The organism is Streptomyces sp. NPDC058758 (assembly GCF_042746075.1).
In the GTDB taxonomy this organism is placed as follows: domain Bacteria; phylum Actinomycetota; class Actinomycetes; order Streptomycetales; family Streptomycetaceae; genus Streptomyces.
On record NZ_JBHYPS010000035.1, the window covers coordinates 1 to 22,212 of the forward strand.

Annotated in this window: 18 protein-coding genes; 8 read left to right on the forward strand and 10 right to left on the reverse strand. The window is 74.4% G+C overall.

From position 1 onward, the window contains the following. The first annotated feature begins 220 nt into the window (after positions 1 to 220). Positions 221 to 3,079 carry a BTAD domain-containing putative transcriptional regulator gene (locus ACFW6A_RS30485; RefSeq protein ID WP_386644388.1) on the forward strand — a complete coding sequence of 953 codons (2,859 nt, stop codon included), beginning with the start codon at positions 221 to 223 and terminating at the stop codon, positions 3,077 to 3,079. 69 nt (positions 3,080 to 3,148) lie between these two features. Here ACFW6A_RS30485 and ACFW6A_RS30490 read toward each other — a convergent pair whose 3' ends face one another. The 3 genes from ACFW6A_RS30490 to ACFW6A_RS30500 all read right to left on the reverse strand — a co-directional run bounded on the left by ACFW6A_RS30490 (position 3,149) and on the right by ACFW6A_RS30500 (position 5,594). Next, on the reverse strand, positions 3,149 to 3,295 hold the full coding sequence (locus ACFW6A_RS30490; protein WP_351850821.1) for a hypothetical protein: 147 nt from the start codon (positions 3,293 to 3,295) through the stop codon (positions 3,149 to 3,151). 105 nt (positions 3,296 to 3,400) lie between these two features. Further along, positions 3,401 to 3,748, reverse strand: a complete 348-nt coding sequence (locus ACFW6A_RS30495) for a hypothetical protein (RefSeq protein WP_386644391.1) — start codon at positions 3,746 to 3,748, stop codon at positions 3,401 to 3,403. A 115-nt stretch (positions 3,749 to 3,863) separates the two neighbouring features. Then, positions 3,864 to 5,594: an FG-GAP-like repeat-containing protein gene (locus tag ACFW6A_RS30500; RefSeq protein ID WP_386644394.1), complete on the reverse strand. Its 1,731-nt coding sequence runs from the start codon at positions 5,592 to 5,594 to the stop codon at positions 3,864 to 3,866. A 148-nt stretch (positions 5,595 to 5,742) separates the two neighbouring features. Here ACFW6A_RS30500 and ACFW6A_RS30505 point away from each other — a divergent pair, with 148 nt between their 5' ends. Next, positions 5,743 to 6,327, forward strand: a complete 585-nt coding sequence (locus ACFW6A_RS30505) for a S1 RNA-binding domain-containing protein (protein WP_386644397.1) — start codon at positions 5,743 to 5,745, stop codon at positions 6,325 to 6,327. Between the two features lie 252 nt (positions 6,328 to 6,579). Here ACFW6A_RS30505 and ACFW6A_RS30510 read toward each other — a convergent pair whose 3' ends face one another. Further along, complete coding sequence (locus ACFW6A_RS30510; RefSeq protein WP_351850813.1) at positions 6,580 to 7,137, reverse strand: TetR family transcriptional regulator C-terminal domain-containing protein; 558 nt, start codon at positions 7,135 to 7,137, stop codon at positions 6,580 to 6,582. 73 nt (positions 7,138 to 7,210) lie between these two features. Between ACFW6A_RS30510 and ACFW6A_RS30515 the strand changes: the two genes are divergently transcribed. Further along, positions 7,211 to 8,368: an FAD-dependent monooxygenase gene (locus tag ACFW6A_RS30515; RefSeq protein ID WP_351850812.1), complete on the forward strand. Its 1,158-nt coding sequence runs from the start codon at positions 7,211 to 7,213 to the stop codon at positions 8,366 to 8,368. A gap of 130 nt (positions 8,369 to 8,498) precedes the next feature. Here ACFW6A_RS30515 and ACFW6A_RS30520 read toward each other — a convergent pair whose 3' ends face one another. Continuing rightward, the gene (locus ACFW6A_RS30520; RefSeq protein WP_351850810.1) at positions 8,499 to 9,302 is read right to left on the reverse strand and encodes a phosphatidate cytidylyltransferase; all 804 of its coding nucleotides are present in this window, start codon (positions 9,300 to 9,302) and stop codon (positions 8,499 to 8,501) included. Next, the gene (locus tag ACFW6A_RS30525) at positions 9,299 to 11,062 is read right to left on the reverse strand and encodes an aminotransferase class I/II-fold pyridoxal phosphate-dependent enzyme (protein ID WP_386644402.1); all 1,764 of its coding nucleotides are present in this window, start codon (positions 11,060 to 11,062) and stop codon (positions 9,299 to 9,301) included. The genes ACFW6A_RS30520 and ACFW6A_RS30525 overlap by 4 nt, the downstream gene beginning before the upstream one ends. A gap of 284 nt (positions 11,063 to 11,346) precedes the next feature. On the opposite strand from ACFW6A_RS30525, the gene ACFW6A_RS30530 reads away from it, so the two are divergent. Together ACFW6A_RS30530 and ACFW6A_RS30535 are read left to right on the forward strand one after the other, a co-directional pair. Next, positions 11,347 to 11,907, forward strand: coding sequence for a GNAT family N-acetyltransferase (locus ACFW6A_RS30530; protein WP_351850806.1), 561 nt, complete (start codon positions 11,347 to 11,349; stop codon positions 11,905 to 11,907). Between the two features lie 104 nt (positions 11,908 to 12,011). Further along, positions 12,012 to 12,785 (forward strand): hypothetical protein, encoded by a 774-nt coding sequence (locus ACFW6A_RS30535; RefSeq protein ID WP_351850804.1) that lies wholly within the window; start codon positions 12,012 to 12,014, stop codon positions 12,783 to 12,785. Between the two features lie 115 nt (positions 12,786 to 12,900). On the opposite strand, the gene ACFW6A_RS30540 is transcribed toward ACFW6A_RS30535, so the two are convergent. Next, positions 12,901 to 13,755 (reverse strand): alpha/beta fold hydrolase, encoded by an 855-nt coding sequence (locus tag ACFW6A_RS30540; protein ID WP_386644406.1) that lies wholly within the window; start codon positions 13,753 to 13,755, stop codon positions 12,901 to 12,903. Positions 13,756 to 13,962: 207 nt separating this feature from the next. Between ACFW6A_RS30540 and ACFW6A_RS30545 the strand changes: the two genes are divergently transcribed. Beyond that, positions 13,963 to 14,421, forward strand: coding sequence for a helix-turn-helix domain-containing protein (locus ACFW6A_RS30545; protein WP_351850834.1), 459 nt, complete (start codon positions 13,963 to 13,965; stop codon positions 14,419 to 14,421). Between the two features lie 645 nt (positions 14,422 to 15,066). Here ACFW6A_RS30545 and ACFW6A_RS30550 read toward each other — a convergent pair. Continuing rightward, complete coding sequence (locus ACFW6A_RS30550; protein WP_386644409.1) at positions 15,067 to 16,404, reverse strand: DUF4241 domain-containing protein; 1,338 nt, start codon at positions 16,402 to 16,404, stop codon at positions 15,067 to 15,069. Positions 16,405 to 16,707: 303 nt separating this feature from the next. On the opposite strand from ACFW6A_RS30550, the gene ACFW6A_RS30555 reads away from it, so the two are divergent. Beyond that, complete coding sequence (locus ACFW6A_RS30555) at positions 16,708 to 18,429, forward strand: PP2C family protein-serine/threonine phosphatase (RefSeq protein WP_386644412.1); 1,722 nt, start codon at positions 16,708 to 16,710, stop codon at positions 18,427 to 18,429. Between the two features lie 169 nt (positions 18,430 to 18,598). On the opposite strand, the gene ACFW6A_RS30560 is transcribed toward ACFW6A_RS30555, so the two are convergent. Further along, entirely contained in the window at positions 18,599 to 18,973 is a 375-nt protein-coding gene (locus ACFW6A_RS30560; protein WP_386644415.1) for an FKBP-type peptidyl-prolyl cis-trans isomerase, read from the reverse strand. A gap of 97 nt (positions 18,974 to 19,070) precedes the next feature. After that, complete coding sequence (locus ACFW6A_RS30565) at positions 19,071 to 20,591, reverse strand: long-chain fatty acid--CoA ligase (RefSeq protein ID WP_386644418.1); 1,521 nt, start codon at positions 20,589 to 20,591, stop codon at positions 19,071 to 19,073. A 322-nt stretch (positions 20,592 to 20,913) separates the two neighbouring features. On the opposite strand from ACFW6A_RS30565, the gene ACFW6A_RS30570 reads away from it, so the two are divergent. Continuing rightward, entirely contained in the window at positions 20,914 to 22,110 is a 1,197-nt protein-coding gene (locus ACFW6A_RS30570) for a M20/M25/M40 family metallo-hydrolase (protein WP_351850793.1), read from the forward strand. Positions 22,111 to 22,212: the final 102 nt, after the last annotated feature.

Genomic DNA, 22,212 nt, shown 5'->3' on the forward strand with positions numbered 1-22,212 from the left:
TTGTTTCCTCCTCCGCCTAAATTTGGTAACACTCGGCCCCGGCCCCCCCCCCCCCCCTGTGGGGGGGCGGCGCCCGCCCCCCCGCCCCCGGCCCCCCCCCGCCCTTCCGTGCCCGGCCGGCGTTCCCGGATGGCCGGGACCCGGCGGTGCACTTGCGAAAGCCTCGCGGAAGCCGCTGCAATGCCGATGAAATTCCGATGATGCGCAACGGAGGCGTCACGTGGGGGAGCGACCGTCGAGACGGCTTCGGCTCACGCTGCTCGGGCCGGTACGGCTCTGGCACGAGGACACCCGGCTGTCGCTCGGGCCGGTGCGCCGGCAGGCGGTCCTGGTCGCGCTCGCGCTGCGCCCCGGCGTCCTGGTCGGTCACCAGCGACTGCTCGACGCGGTCTGGGGCGACGATCCGCCGAGGACCGGCCGGAGCGTACTGCCCAGTTACGTGTACGCGTTGCGCCGGGAACTGGACGTTCCGGGCGGCGGACCGGAGAGGTCGCTGATCCGCGGGGAGCCGGGCGGCTACCGCCTGGTCTCCGACGGGCTGGAGCTCGACCTGACGGACCTCGCCGCGCACACCGAAGCGGCCCGGCGGGCCAGGGCGGCCGGCGACCCGGCCGGCGCGGCGGACCGGCTGGCGGACGCCCTGGCGCTGTTCGACGGCGAGCCGCTGGCCGGGCTGCCCGGACCGTTCGCCGGGCAGGAGCGCGAACGGCTGCTGAACCGGCGGCGCGAGGCACACGTACAGCGGCTGGAATGCCTGGTGGACCTCGGCAGGTACGGCGAGGTCCTCGACGACCTCACCGAGCTGTGCGCCTCCGGCCCCTACGACGAGCCGCTCGCCGCGCTGCGGATGCGGGCCCTGTACGGCAGCGGCCGCCGGGGCGAGGCCCTCACCGTCTTCGCGGAGCTGAGCCGGCTGCTGCGCACCGAGTTGGGCGCGAGTCCCGGCGACGCGCTCGGCCGGGTCCACGCGGCGATCCTGCGCGGGGAGCCGGTGGCGCCGCCCGGCTCCCCCGCACCCGCCCGCAGGACGGTCAACGAACTGCCCGGCGACGCGGGCCGCCTGATCGGGCGGGAGGGCGAACTGGCCCGGCTGACCGGGGCCGCGCGCCCCGGGGCCGTGACCGTCCGGACCGTCGACGGGCCGGCGGGAGTCGGCAAGTCGGCGCTCGTCGTCCGCGCGGCGCGCGAGCTGAGCGGCGCGTACCCGGACGGCTGCCTGTTCGTGGACCTCCGCGCCCACAGCGCCCGGCGGCGGCAGACGCCCGTGCGGACGTTACAGCGGCTGCTGCGCTCGCTGAGCGCGGAGACCGGCGAACTCCCGGGCGACCTCGACGACCTGGTCTCCGTCTGGCGGACGGCCACCAGCGGGCTGCGGCTGCTGCTGGTCGTGGACGACGCCCTGGACGCCGACCAGGTGCGGCCCCTGCTGCCGGCGGGTGCGGGAAGCCGGGTGCTGGTGGCGGGCCGCCGCCGGCTGGCGGGGCTGGACGCGGACCTGCGGATCACGCTGGAGCCGCTGAAGGCGGACGACTCCGTGTCGCTGCTCGCCGACATCATCGGGGCGGGGCGTTCGGACCGGGAGCCCGAAGCCGTCCGGCGGCTGGCCCTGCTGTGCGACGGGCTCCCGCTCGCCCTGCGGCTGGCCGGGTCGCGGCTGCAGAACCGGGCCACCTGGACCGTGGCCCATCTGGTGGGCCGGATGGGCGGCGAGGACCGGCTCGGGGAGCTGAACGCCGGGGACCGCAGCGTGGAGGCGGCGTTCCAGATGTCGTACGAGCACCTGCCGCCGGCGCAGCGGCGCGCTTTCAGGGTCCTGGGGGTGGCGCCCACCGTGGAGTTCGACGCGCTGACGCCGGCGGCCATGCTGGGGCTTCCGGGTGCCGAGACGGAGGTGCTGCTGGAGGAACTCGTCGACACCAGCCTGGTCCAGCAGCCCCGGCCCGGCCGCTACCGGCTGCACGATCTCGTCCGGGCCCACGCGCGGCGCCTCGCGCGGGCGGTGCCGGGCGAGGCCGCCGGCGCCCGGGAGGCGGCGTTCCGTCTCCACCTGGACGCCGCCCGGACGGCCAGCGACTGGGGCGCCCGCGGCTTCCCGACCGGCCCCCGGCCGCCGGCCGGGCCGTTCGCGACCTGGCAGGAGGCGCAGGCGTGGCTGGACGCGGCGGGCGGCGAACTCGCCGACGTCGTCGGTCACGCGGCGAGCGCCGGCGACGCGGATCACGCCTGCTGGCTGGCCGAGGCCCTGACCGACTACTTCGTCCGGCAGGGCCGCTACCACGAGGCCGAGACGGCCCTGGAGACCGCCCTGGCCCACGTGGGCGGGGCCTCGGATCCCCGGATGCCGCCCGCCCTGTGGAACTGCCTCGGCTACACGGCGATCCACCAGCGGCGGTACGCGCGGGCCCGCACCTGCCTGGACCGGACGCTCGGGCTGCTCGCGAACCGTCCCGACGCCCACGAGGAGAGCCGGGCCCTCACCGCTCTGGGCGCCATGGACCTGAGCCTGGGCGACGCGGGATCCGCGATCCGGCACACGGGCGAGGGCCTCGCCCTGGCCAGGAGCACGGGCGGCGACTGGGTCGCGGCGACCGCGCTCATCATCCGCGGACTGTCCTACTACTTCGACCGCCAGAACGAGAGGGCGCTGGCCTGTTTCGCCGACGCGCTCCCGCACGCGGAGGCGCTCGGCCGTCCCCGGATGCTGGGCCGGGTGCTGAGCTGCGCCGCCGACGCGCACCTCCGGCTGGGCCGGTTCGAGCAGGCCAAGCACCATCTGCGCGCGGCCGTGGTGCTGGTCGAGCAGGTCGGCGACTTCTTCCTGTGCGCCCGCAGTCTGACCCGGCTGGGCACGGCGGAGCAGGCCGGGGGCGATCCGGAGGCCGCGATCGTCCTGCACCACCAGGCCCTGCGCCAGCACCACTTCCTCTCCCGCCTCACCGAACCCAGCTACGACTGGCTGGAGATGGACATCCGCGCCCGGCTGGGGCACGCCTATCTGGCGACGGGGCGCCGGCACCAGGCCGCACGCGAGTTCCAGACCGTGCAGGACGTCCACGCCCGCTCGAAGGCCGACCGCTGACGGCCCCTCCCCCGCCCCGCCCGGGTCGCCGACGCCTGCCGCACCGGGCCGGCGGCCGGGGCCGTCGTCTCAGCGTCTCCACCGGCGTTCCGGTGCCGTCGCCCACAGGGTCAGGCCCACGAGGGAGTAGATCACCCCTCCGATGACGACCAGGGGCACGCCCATCATGAGGGCGAAGGCCAGGAGGAGCTCCCCCCACGTCGGATCGTCGCTCATCGTGTTCCTCTCCTGGCGGTGGGCCGGGCCGGGCGCGCCGCGTACGGCCGGGGGCCGCGGGACCGGTCGGGGCGCCCCGGGAACGGCGCGCCCGTGGGGGCGGGTTCAGCAGGACGGCCCGCAGTCCCGCGCCGTCCGCGGGCCGGCCAGGACGTCGAAGCCGTACCCGAGGGCGGCGGGTCCCGCGACCACGGCCGCCAGTGCCGGCGCGGTGCGCCACCGGCCCCGTACGGCGGCGAAGGCGGTCAGGGCGGTGGCGGTCCCGCCGGCCACCGGGACCGGCAGCCCCAGCCGGAGCAGGTCCGGGTTCCTCCCGCCCTCGAAAGCGCCGAAGAGGCCCGCGCGGCCATACGGGAGCCGGACCGCGAAACCGGCGAGCGCGCCGAGCACCGCCGTCAGGCACCCCAGGGCGCCGGTGACGGCCTCGCGCCGGAACGTCCGTTCGGTCTTCACGCAGGCAGGGACGCCCCGCCGGACGGAAAAGTTCCGCCGGACCCGGCCGGATCCGCTCCGGAGCCCCCGCCGGGGCCCGGCCCCGCCGCCGCGGTGGGGCGCGGCGGCGTGGATGTCAGGACAGGGATTCGACGTACCCCCAGCCGCCGCTGCCGACCCGCACGGGAGCACCCCAGCCGGAAACGGTGGCCGGGCGGAAGAAGAGGTCACCGCCCTGCTGGGTCTGCGCGTCGTACGCGGTGGTCACCCACAGGTCGGGGAGGCCGTCCCGGTCGCCGTCGCCGAGCGAGACCGCGAGCGGGCGCTGTGCCGCGGGCCAGCTGTCGCCGGCGAGTTCGGTGCCCGTGTCCGGCAGCGCCGCGGTGCCGTTGCTGCGGTACTGCAGCACCTTGCCCGTGGTCCGGTCGCGGGCCCACAGGTCCGCACGGTCCGGTCCGTCCGGCTCGCCCTCGGCCCTGCCCGTGTCGCCGGGGGCGATGACGTCGAGGTCGCCCCCGGCGGCCCACTCGGCGCCACCGACGGCCAGGGCGGCGTGCGGCAAGGACGGCCCCGTCGCCGGATCCGCGCCGCGGTGCAGCCACAGGCCGGTGCCGCCCTGGACGACGAGGTCGGGGCGGCCGTCCCCGCTGACGTCGCCGACGGCGCGGGGCGCGGTGCCCGCCCAGCGGCCCTCGCGGTGGGGGAAGGTGACCGGGGAGCCGAGCACGCCGCCCCCGAGGTTCGGGTAGACGTACAGTTCGGGGCCGATCCGGGCCAGGACGTCCTCGCGGCCGTCACCCGTCCAGTCGCCGCGATGGCTGACCACCGCTCCCGCGAAGCCCGTGGCGGCGAGCACCTGGGCGGAGCCGAATCCGCCGTCGTCCCGGCCCGGGTAGAGCCGGAGCGCGCCGTCCTTGCGGACGGCCAGCAGATCGGGGCGGCCGTCACCGGTGAGATCACCGGGGACGGGCCTGCGGGGGAAGGCCCGGGCGCGCAGCAGGGCGTGGTCCTTCACCCTGGCGAGCTGGGGGTCCTCCACGGTCGCGGACGGTGTGTGGAAGTCCTCGGTGCCGAAGAAGGCGTGGTCGAGTTTCCTCGTGTAGCGAGGTGCGCCGCCGTCCGGTGCTCCCCAGTCGGCGGTCGGCTCGTCGTCGGCCGCGTCGGCCTCGGCCAGCGGGCCGGTGACGGGCGTACCGGCCGCGAGCGCCGGGTTGAGTTCGGCCGGATCGCGGTTGAAGTCCCCCGCCACGATCACCGACGCCCCGCCGGCGTTCGCCGAGATGTGGTCGCGCAGCTCGTGCATGTCGCCCGCGGCCGTGCTCTTGGACAGGTGGACGCTGCAGGCGAACGTGTGACGGCCGCGGACCGGCCCCTTCGCGCAGACCGCGAGCCGCTCATCGGCGGCGACCGTCACCCTGACGGAGCTGCCCTGGACCTGCTCGGGGGTGGCCGAGCGGAAGAAGACCGCCTGGCCGAGGGCACTGTCCGGTCCCCAGGCGTCGCACCCGCCGTACGCCTGGCGGCTCGCGAAGTACCCGGCGTAGCCCGTGAGTTTCGGCAGCAGCGCGTCGTACTGACCCTTGCACAGCTCCTGAAGCATGATCACATCGGTGCCGGCCAGCCCGGCCCTGCCGACGGCGTCCGCCGCCCATGCGGCGGCCCGCGCGTCCGGGGCCTGCGGCGTCTCCGCCAGGAGGCTCCGGCAGGGGTTCTCCGTTCCGTTCCATCCCCCGCACACGTTGTACGAGACCAGGGTGACGGGCGTATCGGCACCGTCGGCCGCGACTGCCGGACCGGCCGTCCCGCCGACCGGGAAAAGCAACAGGCCCGCTCCGGCCACCAACCCCGCCCACCTCGGCCACCTCATCTGTTCCCCTCCCGCAGTGAAGATCGAATCCCCGGTCAGCCTAGGGCCAGTCCGGCCGGTCACGGCCCTGGCCACCGAGGCACAGCGGGGGCGCTGCGGTCCGTCGAGGGCGTGGCCGGCCCTCGACGTCGTGTGCCAGGGTGGCGGGATGGACTGGCAGTCGGAGAGCCCGGAACTCTGGGCGTTTTTGGAGACCTTGCACCGAGGCGACATCTTGTCCGGCACCGTCGCGGCGATCGAGCGGTTCGGGGTCTTCGTGGCCCTGGACGACGGACCTGCCCACCCCCTCTTCCCCGGTGTCGGGTTCATCGTCATCCCCGAACTGTCCTGGCGGCACCTCGACGCCCCCACCGATGTCGTTCACGTAGGCCAGAGGATCTCGTGCGAGTTCCTCCAGTTCGACACCTACAACCTGGAGGCCAGACTGTCCTTGAAGGCACTGGAGCCCGACCCCCTGCGGGCTTTCGCCGACCGCACGCCGATGGGCCAGGAACTCCGGGGGACGGTGGAGAAGGTGCTTCCCTTCGGCGTCATCGTCGACCTCGGAGACGGGATCGCAGGGCTACTCCCCTTCAGAGAAGCCCCCGGTCGGCCCGCGGTGAGTCCGGTGGAAGACTTCGAGGTCGGCGAGAAGGTCACCGTCGTCGTCACGGAAATCGACCTGCCGACGCGCCGGGTTCGCCTCTCCAGGCCGAGGAACGCCCAGCGCGAGGGTGTCGTGCCGGCCACGTGACGGCCGGTGTGCCCCAGCCGTTGACGTGGGGCCGACTCCACCCTCGTGCGGGCGCACCGTCACCGCCGCAGCCCTCGCCAGCGGGCTCCGGACATGGCCGGCCGGACAAGCCCCCGTTACCCCGTGCGCGCCGCAGGGACGCCGACAGCCCGTGGATGCGGTCTTACTGATCGTTCCAGAATGGGGTGCGCGGGCGGCGGAGGGGCTGGGGCCGCCGGCCTCGGTTCGAGCAGGGCCGTGGGCGCCTGGGTCCTAACGCAGCGCGGCGGCGACCAGGCCGTCCAGGGCCTCGCGCGGTACGTCGCCGCCGTTCACCAGCCGGTCGAAGACGAGTCCGTCGATGCAGGTCAACAGGGTGTGCGTGCGGTTCTCGACATCCGTGACGCCGTGCGTGGCGAGGAACAGCCGGACGGCCTCGCGGCCGGCGTTCTCGCGGGGCACGAGGATCTCCCGCAGCTCCGGGTCGCGCACGCTCTCGACGGCGCAGGCATGGCGGGCGAGCGAGCGGCGGCGCCCCTCGCCGGTGAGTCGCTGCCGGGTGAGCAGCACCATGCCGTCCACCAGCTCCTCGACGGTGCGCAGGGGCGGAAGCTCTTCGGCCATCGTGTGGAGTTCCGCCTGGTCGAGTGCGACCAGGCGGGTGACGAGTGCGGTCAGCAGCGCGGCCCGGGTGCGGAAGTAGGCCGAGGTGGTGCCGGGCGGCATGGCGGATCTCCGGTCGACGGCGCGGTGGGTCAGGCCGCGTATCCCTTCGTCGACGAGCACGTCGAGAGCCGCGTCTGCCAGAAGTGTGCGCCGGTCCGAAGCCATGACCCCTTTCTACACCCGTAGAGACTCGGGATAGGGTGCGCTTCTACAGATGTAGAAGAAAGGGGGCCCCGGCATGGGGAACACGGCCGTGGTGGTCGGAGGGGGCATCGGCGGGCTGGCCGCCGCGATCGGCCTGCTCCGCATCGGATGGGACGTGACGGTCCTTGAGCGCGCGTCCACGCTCGAGGACGCGGGGGCGGGCATTTCGCTGGCCGCCAACGGCCTGCGGGCGCTGGACGAACTCGGTGTCGGCGCGGCGGTTCGGGATGCGTCTCAGGGCCAGTACAGCGGCGGCACGCGGACGCCGCGGGGCGGCCGGCTGGCCCGGATGGACGGCTCGGCGCTGGAGAAGGCGGTGGGCGCGCCGATCATGGGCATCCCCCGCTCCGTCCTGCACCGGCTGCTCCGCGACTCCCTGCCCGCCGAATCACTGGTGATCGGCTCGGAGGTGACCGAGATCGAGCAGGCCGGTCCCGGGACGGTTCGAGTCGACTGCCGCGCCGCGGTCCTGCATGCCGATCTGGTGGTGGCGGCCGACGGCATCGGCAGCACAATCCGCGGCCGTCTCTTCCCGGACCATCCCGGCCCGGTCTACAGCGGCTCGACGGTGCTGCGCGCCATCACCGAGCACGCGGTCCGTCCGCGGGCCGACTTCGAGCTGACCTGGGGCCGCGGCGCGGAGTTCGGACACATCGCCTTCCGGGACGGGCGGGCCGAGTGGCACGCCGTCCTCAGCCACCCCGCCGGCACGCGGTTCGCCGACCCGCTGGCCGAACTGCGCCGGCGGTTCCGCACCTGGCACGACCCGATCCCCGCCCTGCTCGACGCGACCCGGCCCGAGGCCGTGCTGCATCACGACGTGAACGAACTGCGCACGCCGCTCCCCTCGTACGCGGTCGGTCGGATCGCGCTGCTCGGCGACGCGGCCCATGCGATGACCCCCAACCTCGGACAGGGCGCCTGCCAGGCACTGGAGGACGCGGTCACCCTGGCCGCCGCCCTCGGCACCGAGTCCACCGTCGAGGCCGCGCTCGCGCGCTACGACGCCGAGCGCCGGCCCCGCAGCCAGGCCGTCGCCCGGGCTGCCCGGCAGGCCGGCAGCATGGGCCACCAGTTGTCCCACCCGCTGGCCGTCACCCTGCGGAATACGGCGATGCGGCTGACGCCGTCCCGGGTCGCCACACGCATGATCCTGCGTCATCACGCGTGGGTCCCGCCGTCGCTGAACTGATCCGGTTCGTGCTCGCCGCCTCGGGACCGGATGCCCTCCGGGCGCCGGGTCGAGCTGCGGTCGTGCCGTCGACGGCCCCGGCCGCACCCGGCCGCACCCCTCCCGCCACGCGGCCGATCCCACCCGTGGCTCACCCCAGCACCAACGACACCGCCAGGGCGACGAGAAGGGAGTCGATCCGGTCGAGGAGTCCGCCGGAGCCGGGCAGCCACCGGCCGGCGTCCTTGGCGCGGGCGCCCCGCTTGACCATCGACTCCAGGAGGTCCCCGAGCGGACCGCCGACCGCCACGGCAATCGCCGTCTGCCAGGTCAGGGAGGAGAGTACGACCAGCGTGAGGAGCCCGGCCGCCGCCCCCGCCAGCGTCCCGCTCCACCGCTTGGCGGGGGACAACGGGGAGAGCCGGGGGCCGCCGAGACGGCGACCCGCCGCGTACGCGACGATGTCGGCGACCGACACGGCCACGAACAGCACGAGGCCGAGGGCGCCCGACGGTACGAGCCCGGCCAGCGTGCCCAGCCACACGAGCCCCAGCAGGCCCGCCCCCAGGCGGCGGAGCCCGTGCTCCGCGTCGCCCGAGAGCAACGGCACCCCGGCGATCGCAAGCGCCCCGACCGCCGCCACCCGGAGCAGCTCCCCAGGAGCCAGCCACGCGGTCAGCACGAGCCCCACGACCGCCGCCCCCAGCACCACCCGGTCCACCGGACCCAGCCGGAGCAGCCCCCCGAACTCCACCACCGCGACCACACCGACCACAGCCGCGAGGGCCGCGATCCCCGGCGGCCCGAGCCAGAACGCGGTGGTCACCAGGGGCACTCCGAGCGCCCACGCGCACCAGCGGACCATCAGTTCACGCCGCCGGCTCGCCGCCACCGCGACGCCGCCGACCGCGAGCGCCCCGCCGAGACAGGGAACGAGAGCGGCGACCGTCGTCACCGAGACACCCGCCCCGGCGCGGCCGACACCACTGCGGCGGGCTCGCGCAGCGCGTCCAGGGCACTCCGGCACGCGGCCACGATCCGCGCGTTCTCCCTCGTGCCGCGTACGGCGATCCGGACGGTCCGCCCCTCGTACGCCGGGGACATCGGCGACAGGTCGCGGAGGAACACGTCGTATCGCCGGCACGCGCGCACCAGCTCCGCGGCGCCCGGCCCGCCCGGCTGCAAAGTCACCGTGAGGAAGTTCGCCACCCCCTCGTCCACCGAGGAGAAACCGTCCAGGTGCCGCAGGCCGTCGGCCAGCTCCCGGCGCAGCACATGGGTGCGGGACCAACACCCGGCGTAGTAGGCGGGATCGCGCAGCGCCGCCACGGCAGCCAGCTGGGCCGGAAGGCTCACGGGCCACGGCGGCGTCCAACGCCGCAGCTCCCCCGCCGTCTCGGGTCCGGTCACCAGGTACGCGGCCCGCATCCCCGACAGCGCGTACATCTTCGACAAGGAGGTGCAGACCGCCACCCGTTCATCGGCCGAGGCGAGCCCGGCGAGCGAGTCCGCCGGGTCGACGTAGCCGAGATACGCCTCGTCGATCCACCACCGCGTCCGCGCGGGCGAGGACTCGATCACGGCGCGCAGGGCTTCGGCCGGGGCGTGGCGACCGGTGGGGTTGTTCGGGTTGACGACCACGACGAGGTCGTACTTCCCGTCGCGGGTCACGGCGGCGAGCCGGCCCGGATCGAGCAGCCAGCCGTCCTCCCGGCGCAGCGGGAGCCGGTCGACCCGACAGCCGACCACCCGCTCGGTGACATGGGCGTACTCTCCGTACCCCGGATCGAGCAGCAGCACCCGGCTCCCCGGCGTCAGCCACCGGCCGAACGCCCGGAAGATCAGATCGGACGAACCGGCCCCCACCACCAGCGACTCCGCCGGCAACCCGCGGACCTGGGCGATCTCCGCCAGCAGTCCCTCCGCGCCCGTGGGCGGCGAGGTCCGGGCGGCCCACCCCGGATCCTCCGCCAGGACCGCGCGGACCCCTGGAGACGGCGGGAACCAGGCGTCCAGCACATCCGCCGCCACCACCTCGTGGCGCCGGGCCAGCGTCCGGAAGTCGGTGCCGATCGCCGAGAAGAACGCCCCGCCGTGCTCGCAGCCGTCCACACGCGGAGCGAACGGCACGTCGAGCCGCCAGTCGAGGTCCGAGCGCAGCCGCTCCAGGATCCGTCCGTGGCGCTCCGCGACCGTCCTCGTCAGCTCGGCCACGGAACCGCTGAGCACCTCGAACGACACGGCGCCCGCGCGGACCGTGCGCCCCACCGGCCGCAGCCCGGCGCCGAGGTACATGTCCAGCAGCGCCGTCCGCCCCATCGCCACCACCCGCCGGCCGCCCCGCGCCGCGGCCCACCGAAGCGCCGCGTACATGAGCAGCGGCGCCGCGGCGGTGGACCGCCATTCCTCCTCGACGGTCAGCACACGGATCTCGAACGGAGCCTCCTCCGACAGGACCGGCAGCTCATCGCGCGTCAGGTACTTGTCGAGCGAGTAGCGCCCGACCCACGGCGGAGTGAGGCTGACGAAACCCATCCGCGTCTCGCCCCGCGCGGCCACGAGATACACGTTGTCGCCATCGAGTCCATCCCTCAGCCGCCCCGAGGGGTCCACCGGATGCTGGCCCAGCTCCTCCGCGTACACCCGATGACGAAGTTCGTGGATCCAGTCGAGATCCCGAGGTGTGGCAGTGCGCAGCTGCAGCGTGCGATCCATACGGATGTCCCCCCAGAGACGATCGGCGTTCGCGCCTCAGCATGGAGGAGGCCGACGGACACCACCTGAGTACGCGTACTCAGGCGAACGCCGGGGCGTCGGACGCGGCCCAGGGCAGGACCGTGAACGCACCCCACCTCGTCGCACTCGTCCGGGCCGGCGCCCGCTTCGGGCGGGGCGTCCCGGTCGAGCCGGCCGAAGCCCGCGCAGCCATGAACACCACCGCCTGCCGCCGGCCGGTAAATCAGTGGCGGACCCGGCCTGCCCGTGGTGAAGATCGCCGCATGCCCCACTTCCTGGAGACCGACCGGCTCGTCCTGCGCGCGTTCACGGCGGCCGACATCGACCACCTGCTCGCCCTGGACAACGACCCCGAGGTGATGCGCTTCATCAACGGTGGCCGCCCCACGAGTCGGGAGTCGATCGAGACGCGGACCCTGCCGCGGCTCCTGCACGACTACCCGTGCTGGGAGACCCGCGGTTACTGGGCCGCGCAGGAGAGGCTCACCGGCACGTTCCTGGGCTGGTTCGAGTTCCGGCCGTTGGAGGAGCACAGCGCCGCCGTGGTCGAACTCGGTTACCGGTTGAACCAGGCGGCGTGGGGGCGTGGCTATGCCACCGAGGGGTCCCGGGCCCTGGTCCGCAAGGGGTTCGCGGAGCTCGGGGTCGAGCGGGTCACCGCGAACACCATGGCCGTCAACGCCCGCTCCCGTCGCGTCATGGAGAAATCGGGCCTGTCCTTCGTCCGGAACTTCACCGGGGACTGGCCGGAGGCGATCGAGGGCTCCGAGCACGGTGAAGTCGAGTATGAACTCACCCGGACCGAGTGGGAGCAGCCTCGGTAGACCGGGAAGGTGGGCCCTGGAGCGCGACGGAGGGTGGGAAGGGGCGGATCCGCGTGGTGGAGTACAGGTCTCCGCTCCTCCGACAGCAGGGAACGCTTCTTCCGATGACCGCACAGCCCGCACAGCCCGCACGTACCGATCGCAGCGGCCCCGGAGCCGGCTCGAACAGGAACGCCCTGCCGTTCAAGTCCTCCCTCGTCAAAGCGGTGTTCAGGGACGTGACCCCTCTGCACGTCTCGCGGTCGGCCGCGTGGGCCGCCGCGTCGGTGACGGGGACGGTGCTGGCGGAGATCGTCGACGGCGCGAGGAGGGCGGCGGAGGAGGGACGGCGGAAGCTGGTGCCACGGGACCTCGTCTCGGCGATCGACCGGAACGTCGAGGTGGAGGTGGGGACCACGTGGTACGGGCACAGCCCGACGTTCAGGGGCCTCGGGGGTGTCGTGCGCGACGCCGAGGGGGTCGTCGTGGTGCCTCCCGGGCACGGCAGGTCGCGCAGGCCGAGCGCCGTGGCCGGTGCCCACAGGTTCGAGGCCGGGATCAAGGGGCTGCTGAGGAACCGGGGGGTGAGGGCCGTCCCCGCGTTGGTCCGTGACCTGGACGGAATCGCGAGCGCCTTCCTGACGGACCTCGCCCGGGACGCGGCCCTGGTCGTCCGCGAGGGCGGGGTGAAACGCTTCGGCTCGGTCTCCCTGACGGCGCCGGGCGAACCGGCCGTGCCCCCGCCCCTCGACGATTCCCTCCGGGCCCTGTCCTTCCGCAGGGGGGACGGGCGGACCATCGGCGAGGACGACGTCCTGGCCGCCACCACCCTGCACCTGTTCGGCGGCATCAGGCAGCGGGCCCTCGCCCGGGTGGCCGGTTCCCTCCGGGACCGATGATCCATCCGTCGCGGGGGCGCGTCCCGGGAAGGGGCGTTCCCGTGGAGCGGGAGGCAGAGGGCTGGGCGGAGGGGTGCCGCCCGTCGGGCCGGGCGGCGCGAGGGCGACGTGGGGTTCAGGAGAGGAACCGCGTCAGGAGGCGGTTGAGTTCGGCGGGCCGTTCGGTGGGGAGGGAGTGGTGGGAGGCGTTCGGCAGGAGGGTGACGTCGGCTTCGGGGAGGAGCCTGCGGGCCGTTGCCGCCACCCGTCGCGCGTTGTGGGCCCGGCTGTCCTCGGCCAGGAGCACCAGGGTGGGAACGGTGCAGGCCCTCACGTCCCGTGGGCGGGGGCGGCGCATGGCGACGACTTTGGACCGCGTCGCCGTCGTGGTGCTGTCGAGGAAGTCCCGCCACGCGGGGTCCTCGGGGGCCAGGCCGGTCTCCCACGAAAGGAAGGCGCGCTGTCGCGCGGCGGTGGGCTTCAGGAGCGTGGGAAGCGCGCGCAGCAGATAGCGCCCGCTCAGCCCGGCGAAGCAGTGGGTGGGGTCGAGGAGGGCCAGCCGGCTGACGCGGCGGGGCGCGTGCAGCGCGTAGTTCAGCGCGATCGCGGCCCCGTGGGAGTGGCCGCACAGACGCGTCTGCGCCAGGCCGAGCCCGTCCAGGACCGCGTCCAGCCACGCCGTCAGGTCCCCGACGCCCCGCAGGGGCGCCCCGTCGTGGACGCTGCGGCCGATGTCGCCCATGAGATCGACCGCATACACCCGGTGGTCGCGGCAGAGGTCCTCGACGTTGGCGAACCACGCCAGGGAGGTCGTTCCGCCTCCGGGGAGCAGCACGAGCGGGGTGCCGTCTTCCGGGCCACAGGAATGGACCCTCGTGCTGCCGTACGGCGACGGCACGTCGATGCCGGTGACGTCCACGGGCCAGCGACGCAGCACGGCGTCGTACGCCGCGAGGAAGGTGGCCTGGCCGTCGGTGTCGCTCCGCCCCATGGTGCTGCCCCCGTCGCTTCCGTGCGGCTGCCGACGCTGTCAGCCGTTGTCGTTGCGGCTGCCGTCTCCGTGCTGGCCGCCTGTCCGATGTCTCGCTGAGCAATTATCTCGATGAGGGAGGTGATAACGAGCGGACGAGGAAGCCGGAGGAGGAAGGCGACAAGCAGGGGAGAGCGATCCCCGACGGCAGAAGGCCAGGAGCCGGGTCTGCAGCTGGTGCACCTCCTGCGTGCGGTCACGGTCGAACTCGACCTCTTCGGAGGCGAGTTCGCCGCCCGCAACGGCCTGCACCCCACGGACGTACGCGCCTTGATCAGCCTCCTCGACGCCGCCCGGTCGGGCACCAGGGCCACGCCGGGGTGGCTCGGCGCGCAGCTGGGGCTCAACTCGGCGGCCGTCACGGCTCTTGTCGACCGGCTCGTGCGCATGGGGCTCGTCCACCGTGAGCGCGACACCCGCGACCGCCGCCGGGTCCTGCTGACCGTCGGAGACGAGGCCGTCGCCCTGGGGTGGTCGTTCTTCGGGCCGCTGATCGACGAGATGGTCGACGCGATGCGTTCCTTAGACGAGGAGGACCTGGCCGTGGTGCGGCGCTTCCTGCCGGCCATGCGCGAGGTGACCGCAGCCGGGCGACGAACCCGACGGAAGGGCCACGCTGAACGGTGATCACACGGTCGCCGGGTCCCGCGATCGATTCGTCGCGGGCCGCCGGCTCGACGCGGGCCACCGGTTCGACGCGGACCGCAGGCTCGACGTGGGCCATCGGTTCGACGCGAGCCGTCGCACCGTGCCTGTCGGGGTGTCAGGTCACGCGGGCGTCTGTGGATCCGCGCGTCCGAGCACGTCGGCGAGGGGAATCCCCCTCCGGGCCGCTGCGATCCGGCGCGCTCGCAGCTGGGCCCGGGTACGGGGGCGGAACGTGGGTTCCCTGCCGCAGCCGCAGGGCTCACGTCCCTCGTACCGCAGTCCGGCGTGCAGCACCGCGGCCACGACGGTCCACGCTTTGGCGTCTCGGCGCCGTGGTGCCGCGAAGTCGTGGCCGGCACAGAGCATCGGCTCGGCGCACCGGGTGCACCGGTGTCCGCCGAGCCCGGGGTGCCGCATGAACGCGACCCGGCAGGGCACGCACACGTAGTGCAGCTTGTAGGGCTTCTCGGCGTAGTAGCACACGAGGCGAACCTATCCGGCCTGACGGGTCGGCTCCAGCGCGGCCGCAGAGGCCGCCGCGCTCGCCTTAGGCCCTCTGGTCGAAGAGCGGCCCGCATACGAGGGGGCCCTGGACCAGGGGAGCCAGGGGCTCTTGTGCCCCGGTCAGGGGGCGGTGGCGGTCTCGCCCTCCGGCAGCAGCTCGGGCATCCCCTCCACCAGCACGACGACGCCGACCACCTCGCCGGCCCGGGAACGGCCGACCCAGACGGGGTGGGTGCCGTCCCCCGTCGTCGCGAAGGCCACGAACTCGCCTCCGGAGGCCCGGTCCCGGGTGCGCAGCAGGTACATCGAGTCGCTGATGTCCTCGTACGCGTCCGGGTCCAGGCCGGGGTCCCCCTCGATCAGGCCCTTCTCGTAGAGGGCGAGGAGGCGCTCCCAGGCCCCGGCGTCGGCGAAGCAGCCCGTCGCGCCGTCGGTGACGAAGCCGGAGATCCCGCCGTCCGGGAGCAGGCGGGGGTCGTCGCCGGGCCGGTACGCCATCTCCCAGGTCGCGGCGGGGGCGTCGCCGACGCGCACGCGCACGGCCGTCGTGTCCGTGCGCGTGACCAGGCGCCGACTCCACTCGCAGGGGTAGGTGTGCCGGACCTGCGCCTCCTCCAGTACGTACTCCCCCGGCGGGACCGGGACCGTGAGGTGCGGGCCGCCTCCGTCGCCGTCGTCCGGACCCGACACGGCCAGCAGGCCGCTGGGCACGCGCAGGGTTCCGATCCGCCGCGGCTCCACGACGGTCATCTCCGGGTGGTGGCCGTCGGTGACCCGCGCGCCGGGCCGGAAGAGCTCCGTGATCGGTCCGGGCCGCGCGGGCCGGGGCGGACGCCAGCAGCCGGCCGGCACAGGGCCGCCGCTGTCGTCGCCGTCGCCGTCGCCGTCGCCGTCGGCCGACTCGGTGATGCCGAGGGCCGGTCGTTCGACGGTCCGGAGGACCGGCGGTTCCGTGAGGCCGTGGGCCTCGGCCGAGAGCAGCGGCCACTCCCCGAAGGCGGGCCGGTCCGTCCAGCGCTCGTCGTCACGGACCGTGGGCACGGTGACGTGGGCGCCTCCGCCCCTGCCCCAGGGCTCTTCCCTCCGCCGGCCCCTCCCGTCCGGGAAGAGCTCCACGGTGATGCGCGGACACCGCTCGTCGAACTCCGCCGTCCCGGGGTCCGCGTAGCTCCAGCCGACGGTGCGCCGGCGGAGCAGCCGTGCGGGGTCGTCCAGCAGCCGCATGTCCAGCTCGTACGTACGGCGGCCCTGGTCGTCGTAGACCCACAGCCCGACGTAGTGGTCCCGCCAGGAGACGAGCCGGACCTCCAGGGGAGCCTCCCGGCCGGCCGTCCGGTACACCACGGCGTACGGAAGTCCGGCGGCGTCGCGCTCCCGGGCTTCCTCCGCCGGTATCGGCCGCCAGGGCGTACGCGCCCGCAGGTCCCACGCACGGGCGTACCCCACCTCGACCACCATGACCGCTCCCCTGCTCCGCCTCGCCTCTGTGCCGAGCCGCAAGGTAGCCGCCACCTGTGACAACGGGGGCACCGGGGCGCCCTGCGCCGGAGGCCGGGCCACGGCGCCGGAGGCCGGGTGCCGGACGCCACATGCCGGGTGGCGGGTGCCGGACGCCGGTGGCGGGCCATGGCAGCGGTACGGCGCCGTCTCGTCCGTCCGCGCATGACGGGCCGACGGGCGGGCATGCGCCGTGGAGAGTCGGCGGTGGCGGGGCCCGGACCGCCGGCCCAGGGGCGTGCCGACCGGCCCCGGGAGGCGATCATGGGGTTTCCGCTGCCCGACACCGTCGAAGAGCTCAAGACCCTCATCGGCGACGAGATCTCCAGCCTGAGGTCCGCGGTCCGCCGCACCGCGGACCATCCAGCCGTCCCCGCCCCCGGGCCGGAGGTCACCTCCCCCGTCCAGACGCTCGCCGCCGCGCCCGAACTCCCGGCGCGCGGCGGCACCGGGACGAACTGCCTGTGCAGCACCCACGACGCCGACGCCACCGGCACCTGCGCCGTCCTCGACGCGATCCCGGCGTCCGCCGTCCTCCTGGAGCCGCTCCACGACGAGACCGGGGCGGTACGGGACTTCCGCATCGTCGCGGGCAACAGGATCCGCTCCGCCGAATGGCTGGAGGCACCGGACCGGCAGGTCGGGCAGCGGTTCCTGGAGGCCCGGCCCGGCGCGGCCGCGAGCGGGCTCCTCGCGGGGCTCTCGGACGTCGTCGCGGGCGGCGGGCCGCTGGAGGGCCGGGTCGTCGACTACACCGAGCAGCGGCTGGGCCGGCTGCACCGCGCCCCGCTCCTCTACTCCGCCGCGCGCTGCGGCGAGCAGGTCCTGGCGACCTGGCGGCCGGTGCAGAGCCAGACCGAGCTCATGACGATCGACGCCCAGTACCTGGCCTCCCTCGGCTGGGGGAACTGGGACCTGCTGTCGGGGAAGGTGACCTGGTCGGAGGGGCTGAGCCGGATCTTCCACGCCGAGATCCGGATGCCGTGGACGCTGGACCAGCTCTGCGACGCGCTGCTGCCGGGCGACCTCACCGCCTTCTCCGAGTTCCTGACCTCCGTCCTCGCCGGGGAGGAACCCGCCTGGACCCGCATCCGCTTCCTCGTCCTCGGCGAGGTCCGCACGCTCGACCTCCTCGGCAGGCCGGTCGCCGGCACCGACGGGCGGCCGTGGGCCGTGAACCTGGTGGCCCGCGACCTCACCCCGCAGATCCGCAGCCGGCGCAGGATCGCCGAGACCGAGCGCGAGTCCGACCGGCTGCGCCGCCAGACGCAGGCCGAACGCCGGGTGGCCGACGCCCTGCGCGAGGCGCTGCTGCCGACCCACTCCGAGGCCCTGGCCGCGGTCGGGCTGACCGTGGCGGCCTCCTACCGGCCCGCCGAACCGGACGCGGCCGTCGGCGGCGACTGGTACAAGTGCCGGCTCCTGCCCGACGGGCGGGTCCTCGTCGCCATCGGCGACGCCTCGGGCCACGGCCTGGACGCGGTGGCCCGCATGTCCCAGCAGCGGCACGCGCTGGCCGGTCTCGCCCAGACCGGAGCCTCCGCCGGGGAGATCACGACCTGGCTCAACGACCTCCTGTGCGGCGACCCCGCGGAGCAGACGGCCACCGTCGTCGTCGGCCACATCGACGAGGCCCGCGAGCTGCACTGGGCCGACGCCGGCCACCCCGCGCCCCTGCTCCTGCGCGACGGGCGCGCCGAGCCCCTCCGCACCAGTCAGCGCGGCCCCCTGCTCGGAGCCCTGCCCGGCTACGCGTACGAGACCACGACGACGCCGCTGCGCCGGGGCGACCTGCTGCTCCTCTACACCGACGGCATGGTGGAGCGCCGGGGCGAGGACGTCATGAAGGGCATCGAGCGCCTGGCCGACCTCGTCACCCGCTCGGCCGGTGCGGCGCCCCAGGAGTTGATCGACGGGATCCTCGCCGAGCCGGAACAGGCCGGCCTGGAGGACGACACCTGCATGCTGGCGATCCGCCTCGACTGACCCGCCGGCCCCCAACGGCCCCCGCCGCGACCCGCGGGGCGCCCGGGGGCGGCGGGGTGCTCAGCCCGCCGCCCCCGCGCCGGCCCCCGCCCCGCCCGGCGCGCCCCGGAAGGCGCGGCCCCGGAGGACTCGCTTCGGAGGACGTCCTTCGGAGGAGGCGGCCTCCGTCTCAGCCGACCGAGAGGAGGTCCACCACGAAGATCAGGGTCTCCCCCGGCTTGATGGCCGGCGACGGCGAGCGGTCGCCGTAGGCCAGGTGGGGCGGAATGGCCAGCTTGCGGCGACCGCCGACCTTCATGCCCCGTACGCCCATGTCCCAGCCCTTGATGACCTGACGTCCTCCCAGGACGAACTCGAAGGCCTGGCCGCGGTTCCACGAGGCGTCGAACTCCTCGCCGGTGGAGTGGGCCACTCCCACGTAGTGGACCGACACGGTGGAACCCTTGACGGCCTCGGCCCCGTCTCCGACCACCACGTCCTCGATGTGCAGATAGGGGGACGGCCGGCCCTGGGGGGATTCGATCTCCGGTCGCTCGAGGCTCATCGCCCGCTCCTCGCTCTCGTCGTCGCCCGACCTGCCGTCGGCCGACCTGCGTGGTGATCATTCTCCCCGACGGACAGGGGGACCGACGGTCAGGCGGTCAGGCCTTGGTGTACGCGGTCTTCAGCTCGCGCTTGAGGACCTTCATGCTGGGGCCGAGCGGGAGCTCGTCGGTGATCTCGACGCGGCGCGGGTACTTGTGCTTGGCGAGGTGTTCCCTGGACCAGGCGATCACCTCGTCGGAATCGAGGTCCGCGCCCGGCTTCGGGACCAGGACAGCGCAGACCTCCTCGCCGTGCACGTCGTCGGCGAGGCCGATGACGGCGGCGTGAGCGACGCCGGGGTGGCGCATGAGCACCTCCTCGACCTCGCGCGGGTAGACGTTGTAGCCGCCGCGGATGATGACGTCCTTCTTGCGGTCGACGATCGTGAGGTAGCCGTCGGCGTCCTTGGTGCCGAGGTCGCCGGTGCGGAACCAGCCGTCGACGAGCGCTTCGGCGGTGGCGTCGGGACGGCCCAGGTACTCGGTGAAGACGTTGTGGCCGCGCACGACGATCTCGCCCAGCTCGCCGGTGGGGAGCAGGTCGATGCGGTCGTCCGTCTCGGCGCGGGCGACCTCCACGTCCACGCCCCAGATCGCGTGCCCGACGGTGCCCGGCCGCGCGCCGTACCAGGGCTGGTTGACGGTGGCGACGGGCGAGGTCTCGCTCAGGCCGTAGCCCTCGTACACCGGGGAGCCGAACAGGCCCTGGAAGCGTTCGAGCACGGTGACCGGGAGCGAGGCGCCGCCGGAGACGGCGATGCGCAGCCGGGGCAGCCGCTCGGCCTCCTCCGCGGCGGCGAGGAGGTGGATGTACATGGTGGGCACTCCGTGGAAGACCGTGACCTTCTCGCGGACCATCAGGTCCAGGGCGGCGGCCGCGTCGAAGCGGGGCAGCAGGACGAGGGTCTTGCCCGCGCGCCACACGGCGTTCAGGGAGGTGGTCTGCCCGAAGGCGTGGAAGAGGGGGAGCGAGCCGAGGACGATGTCGTCGGGGCTGTACTCGTTGCAGTCGAAGGCGTCGACGGTCGCGTTCATCACCAGGTTGAGGTGGCTGAGCACGGCGCCCTTGGGCACGCCGGTGGTGCCGCTGGTGTAGAAGATGACGGCCGGGTCGTCGGCGGCGCGGGCCGCGTAGACCCGTATCGGGGCGGTCTCCCCGGCGAGGCGGGCGAGTTCGCCGTCGTCGCCGAGGCCGACGACGCGGGCGCCGACGGCCTCGGCGGCCGCGGTGCCGACGGCGGTCTGCGAGGGGTGGCACAGCAGCAGGTTCACGCCGCTGTCGCGCAGGACGTGCTCGGCCTCCCGGGCGGAGAGCAGCAGGTGGACGGGGACGACCACGCCGCCGGCCGCGAGGATCGCGTAGTAGGCGAGCGGGAAGTCGACGGTGTTCGGCGCCATCAGGGCCACCCGGTCGCCGGGGCGGACGCCGAGCCGCTCGACGAGCGCGCCGGCCCGCGCGCGGACCTGGTCCCACACCTCGCCGAACGTCAGGCGCAGTTCGCCCTGGACGAGTGCCTCCTTGTCGGGCCTGCGGCGGGCGTTGTCGGCGAGGATCGCGGCGAGCGAGAGAGTGGACATGGGCGGGTGTGCTCCGTTCCGTGCTGGTGCGGCTCTGGATCGGCGGGCGCCGGGGGCGTACAGCGGCCGGCGGCCGGCGAGGAGCGTTTCGGCGCCTGCGGCGGCCATGAGCACGCGGTACGCCCGGTACGCCCAACTGGTACGGCTGGTACGGCCGGTCTTGCTGGTGGTGGTCTCCCGTCGCTCGTCCGACGCGTCCGGCGGATTCGACGTATCCGACGCGTCCGTAAAATTAGCACTGCTAGTTTTGGACTATAGCCAGAGGACGGGTTCGTGGAAAGAGGCGTGACCGGGCGCCACGGGCGGGGAAAGGTGGAGAGGCATGAACGGTGACTCCGCGAAGGACGGGCGGGGCGGGACGACGCGGTCGGTGGTGCGGCTCGCACAGGAGCTGATCCGCCGTGCGAGCCGCGGCGGGATCGACGACTACGGGCCGGTTCTGGGCGTTTTGGAGGAGTGGCTGACCGCCCACGGCGTGCCGCACCGGCGCCTCCACGACGGTGCGGGCGCTCCCGTCGGGCTCCTGGCCGAGGTCGCCGGCGACCGGCCGGGGCCGTGGTGGACGCTGGACGCCTGCGTGGACACCGCCCCCTTCGGCGACACCGCCCGCTGGTCCTTCTCCCCGACCTGCGGCACGGTCCGGGACGGCTGGCTCCAGGGCCGGGGCGCGGCCGACTCCAAGCTCGCCGCCGCGATGTACTGCCACATCGCCGCCGACCTCGCCGCCCGCCCCCGCGACTTCCCCGGCGGCCTCGCCGTGCTCCTCGACGTCGACGAGCACACCGGCGGTTTCGGCGGCGCCCGCGCCTACCTCGCCGACCCGGACGCCGTCCGCCCCGCCGGAGTGATCATCGGCTATCCCGGTATGGACGAGGTCGTCGTCGGCGGCCGGGGCCTGTGGCGCGCCACCCTCGCCGTGCACGGGCCATCCGGGCACTCAGGCTCCCGCCGCACCGTCACCAGCGCCCTCACCCGGGCCGTGCGCCTGGTGCACCTCCTGGAGACCGCCGCCCTGCCGGGCCCCGACCACGCCTCCGGGTTCCCGCTCGGCCCGAAGCTCACCGTCACCGCCTTCCACGGCGGCGAAGGCTTCTCCGTCACCCCCGACCGGGTCACCGTCAACGTCGACGTGCGCACCACCCCGTCCTTCGACGCCCACCACGCCGAGGCCCTGGTACGCGAGGCCGTCGCCGAACTCGACGCCGCACTCCCCGCGCCCGTGCCGACGGACGTGGCCGAGGTCGCGTCCTGGCCCGCCTTCCGGCTGCGGGAGGACGAACAGCCGGCCGCCGCGCTGCTGTCCGCGGCCCGGGCGGCGGGACTCGACGTCCGGGCGAAGACCGCAGGCCCCTCGAACATCGGCAACCTCCTCGCTTCCCACGGCATCCCCGCCACGGCCGGCTTCGGCGTCCCCTGCGAAGGCCTGCACGGGATCGACGAGCGCGCCTCCCTGGCCGAACTCCCGGACGTCCACGCGATCCACCGACGGGCCGTGACGGACCTGCTGACCGGCCCCTGACCACCACGAGGCGGCGGAGAACCGTCCCCGCCTCCATCCCCATCCCCGAGAGGAGAACCAGGGGAACGCGATCACCGGGTGGACGGCCGGAACCGCGGCAGG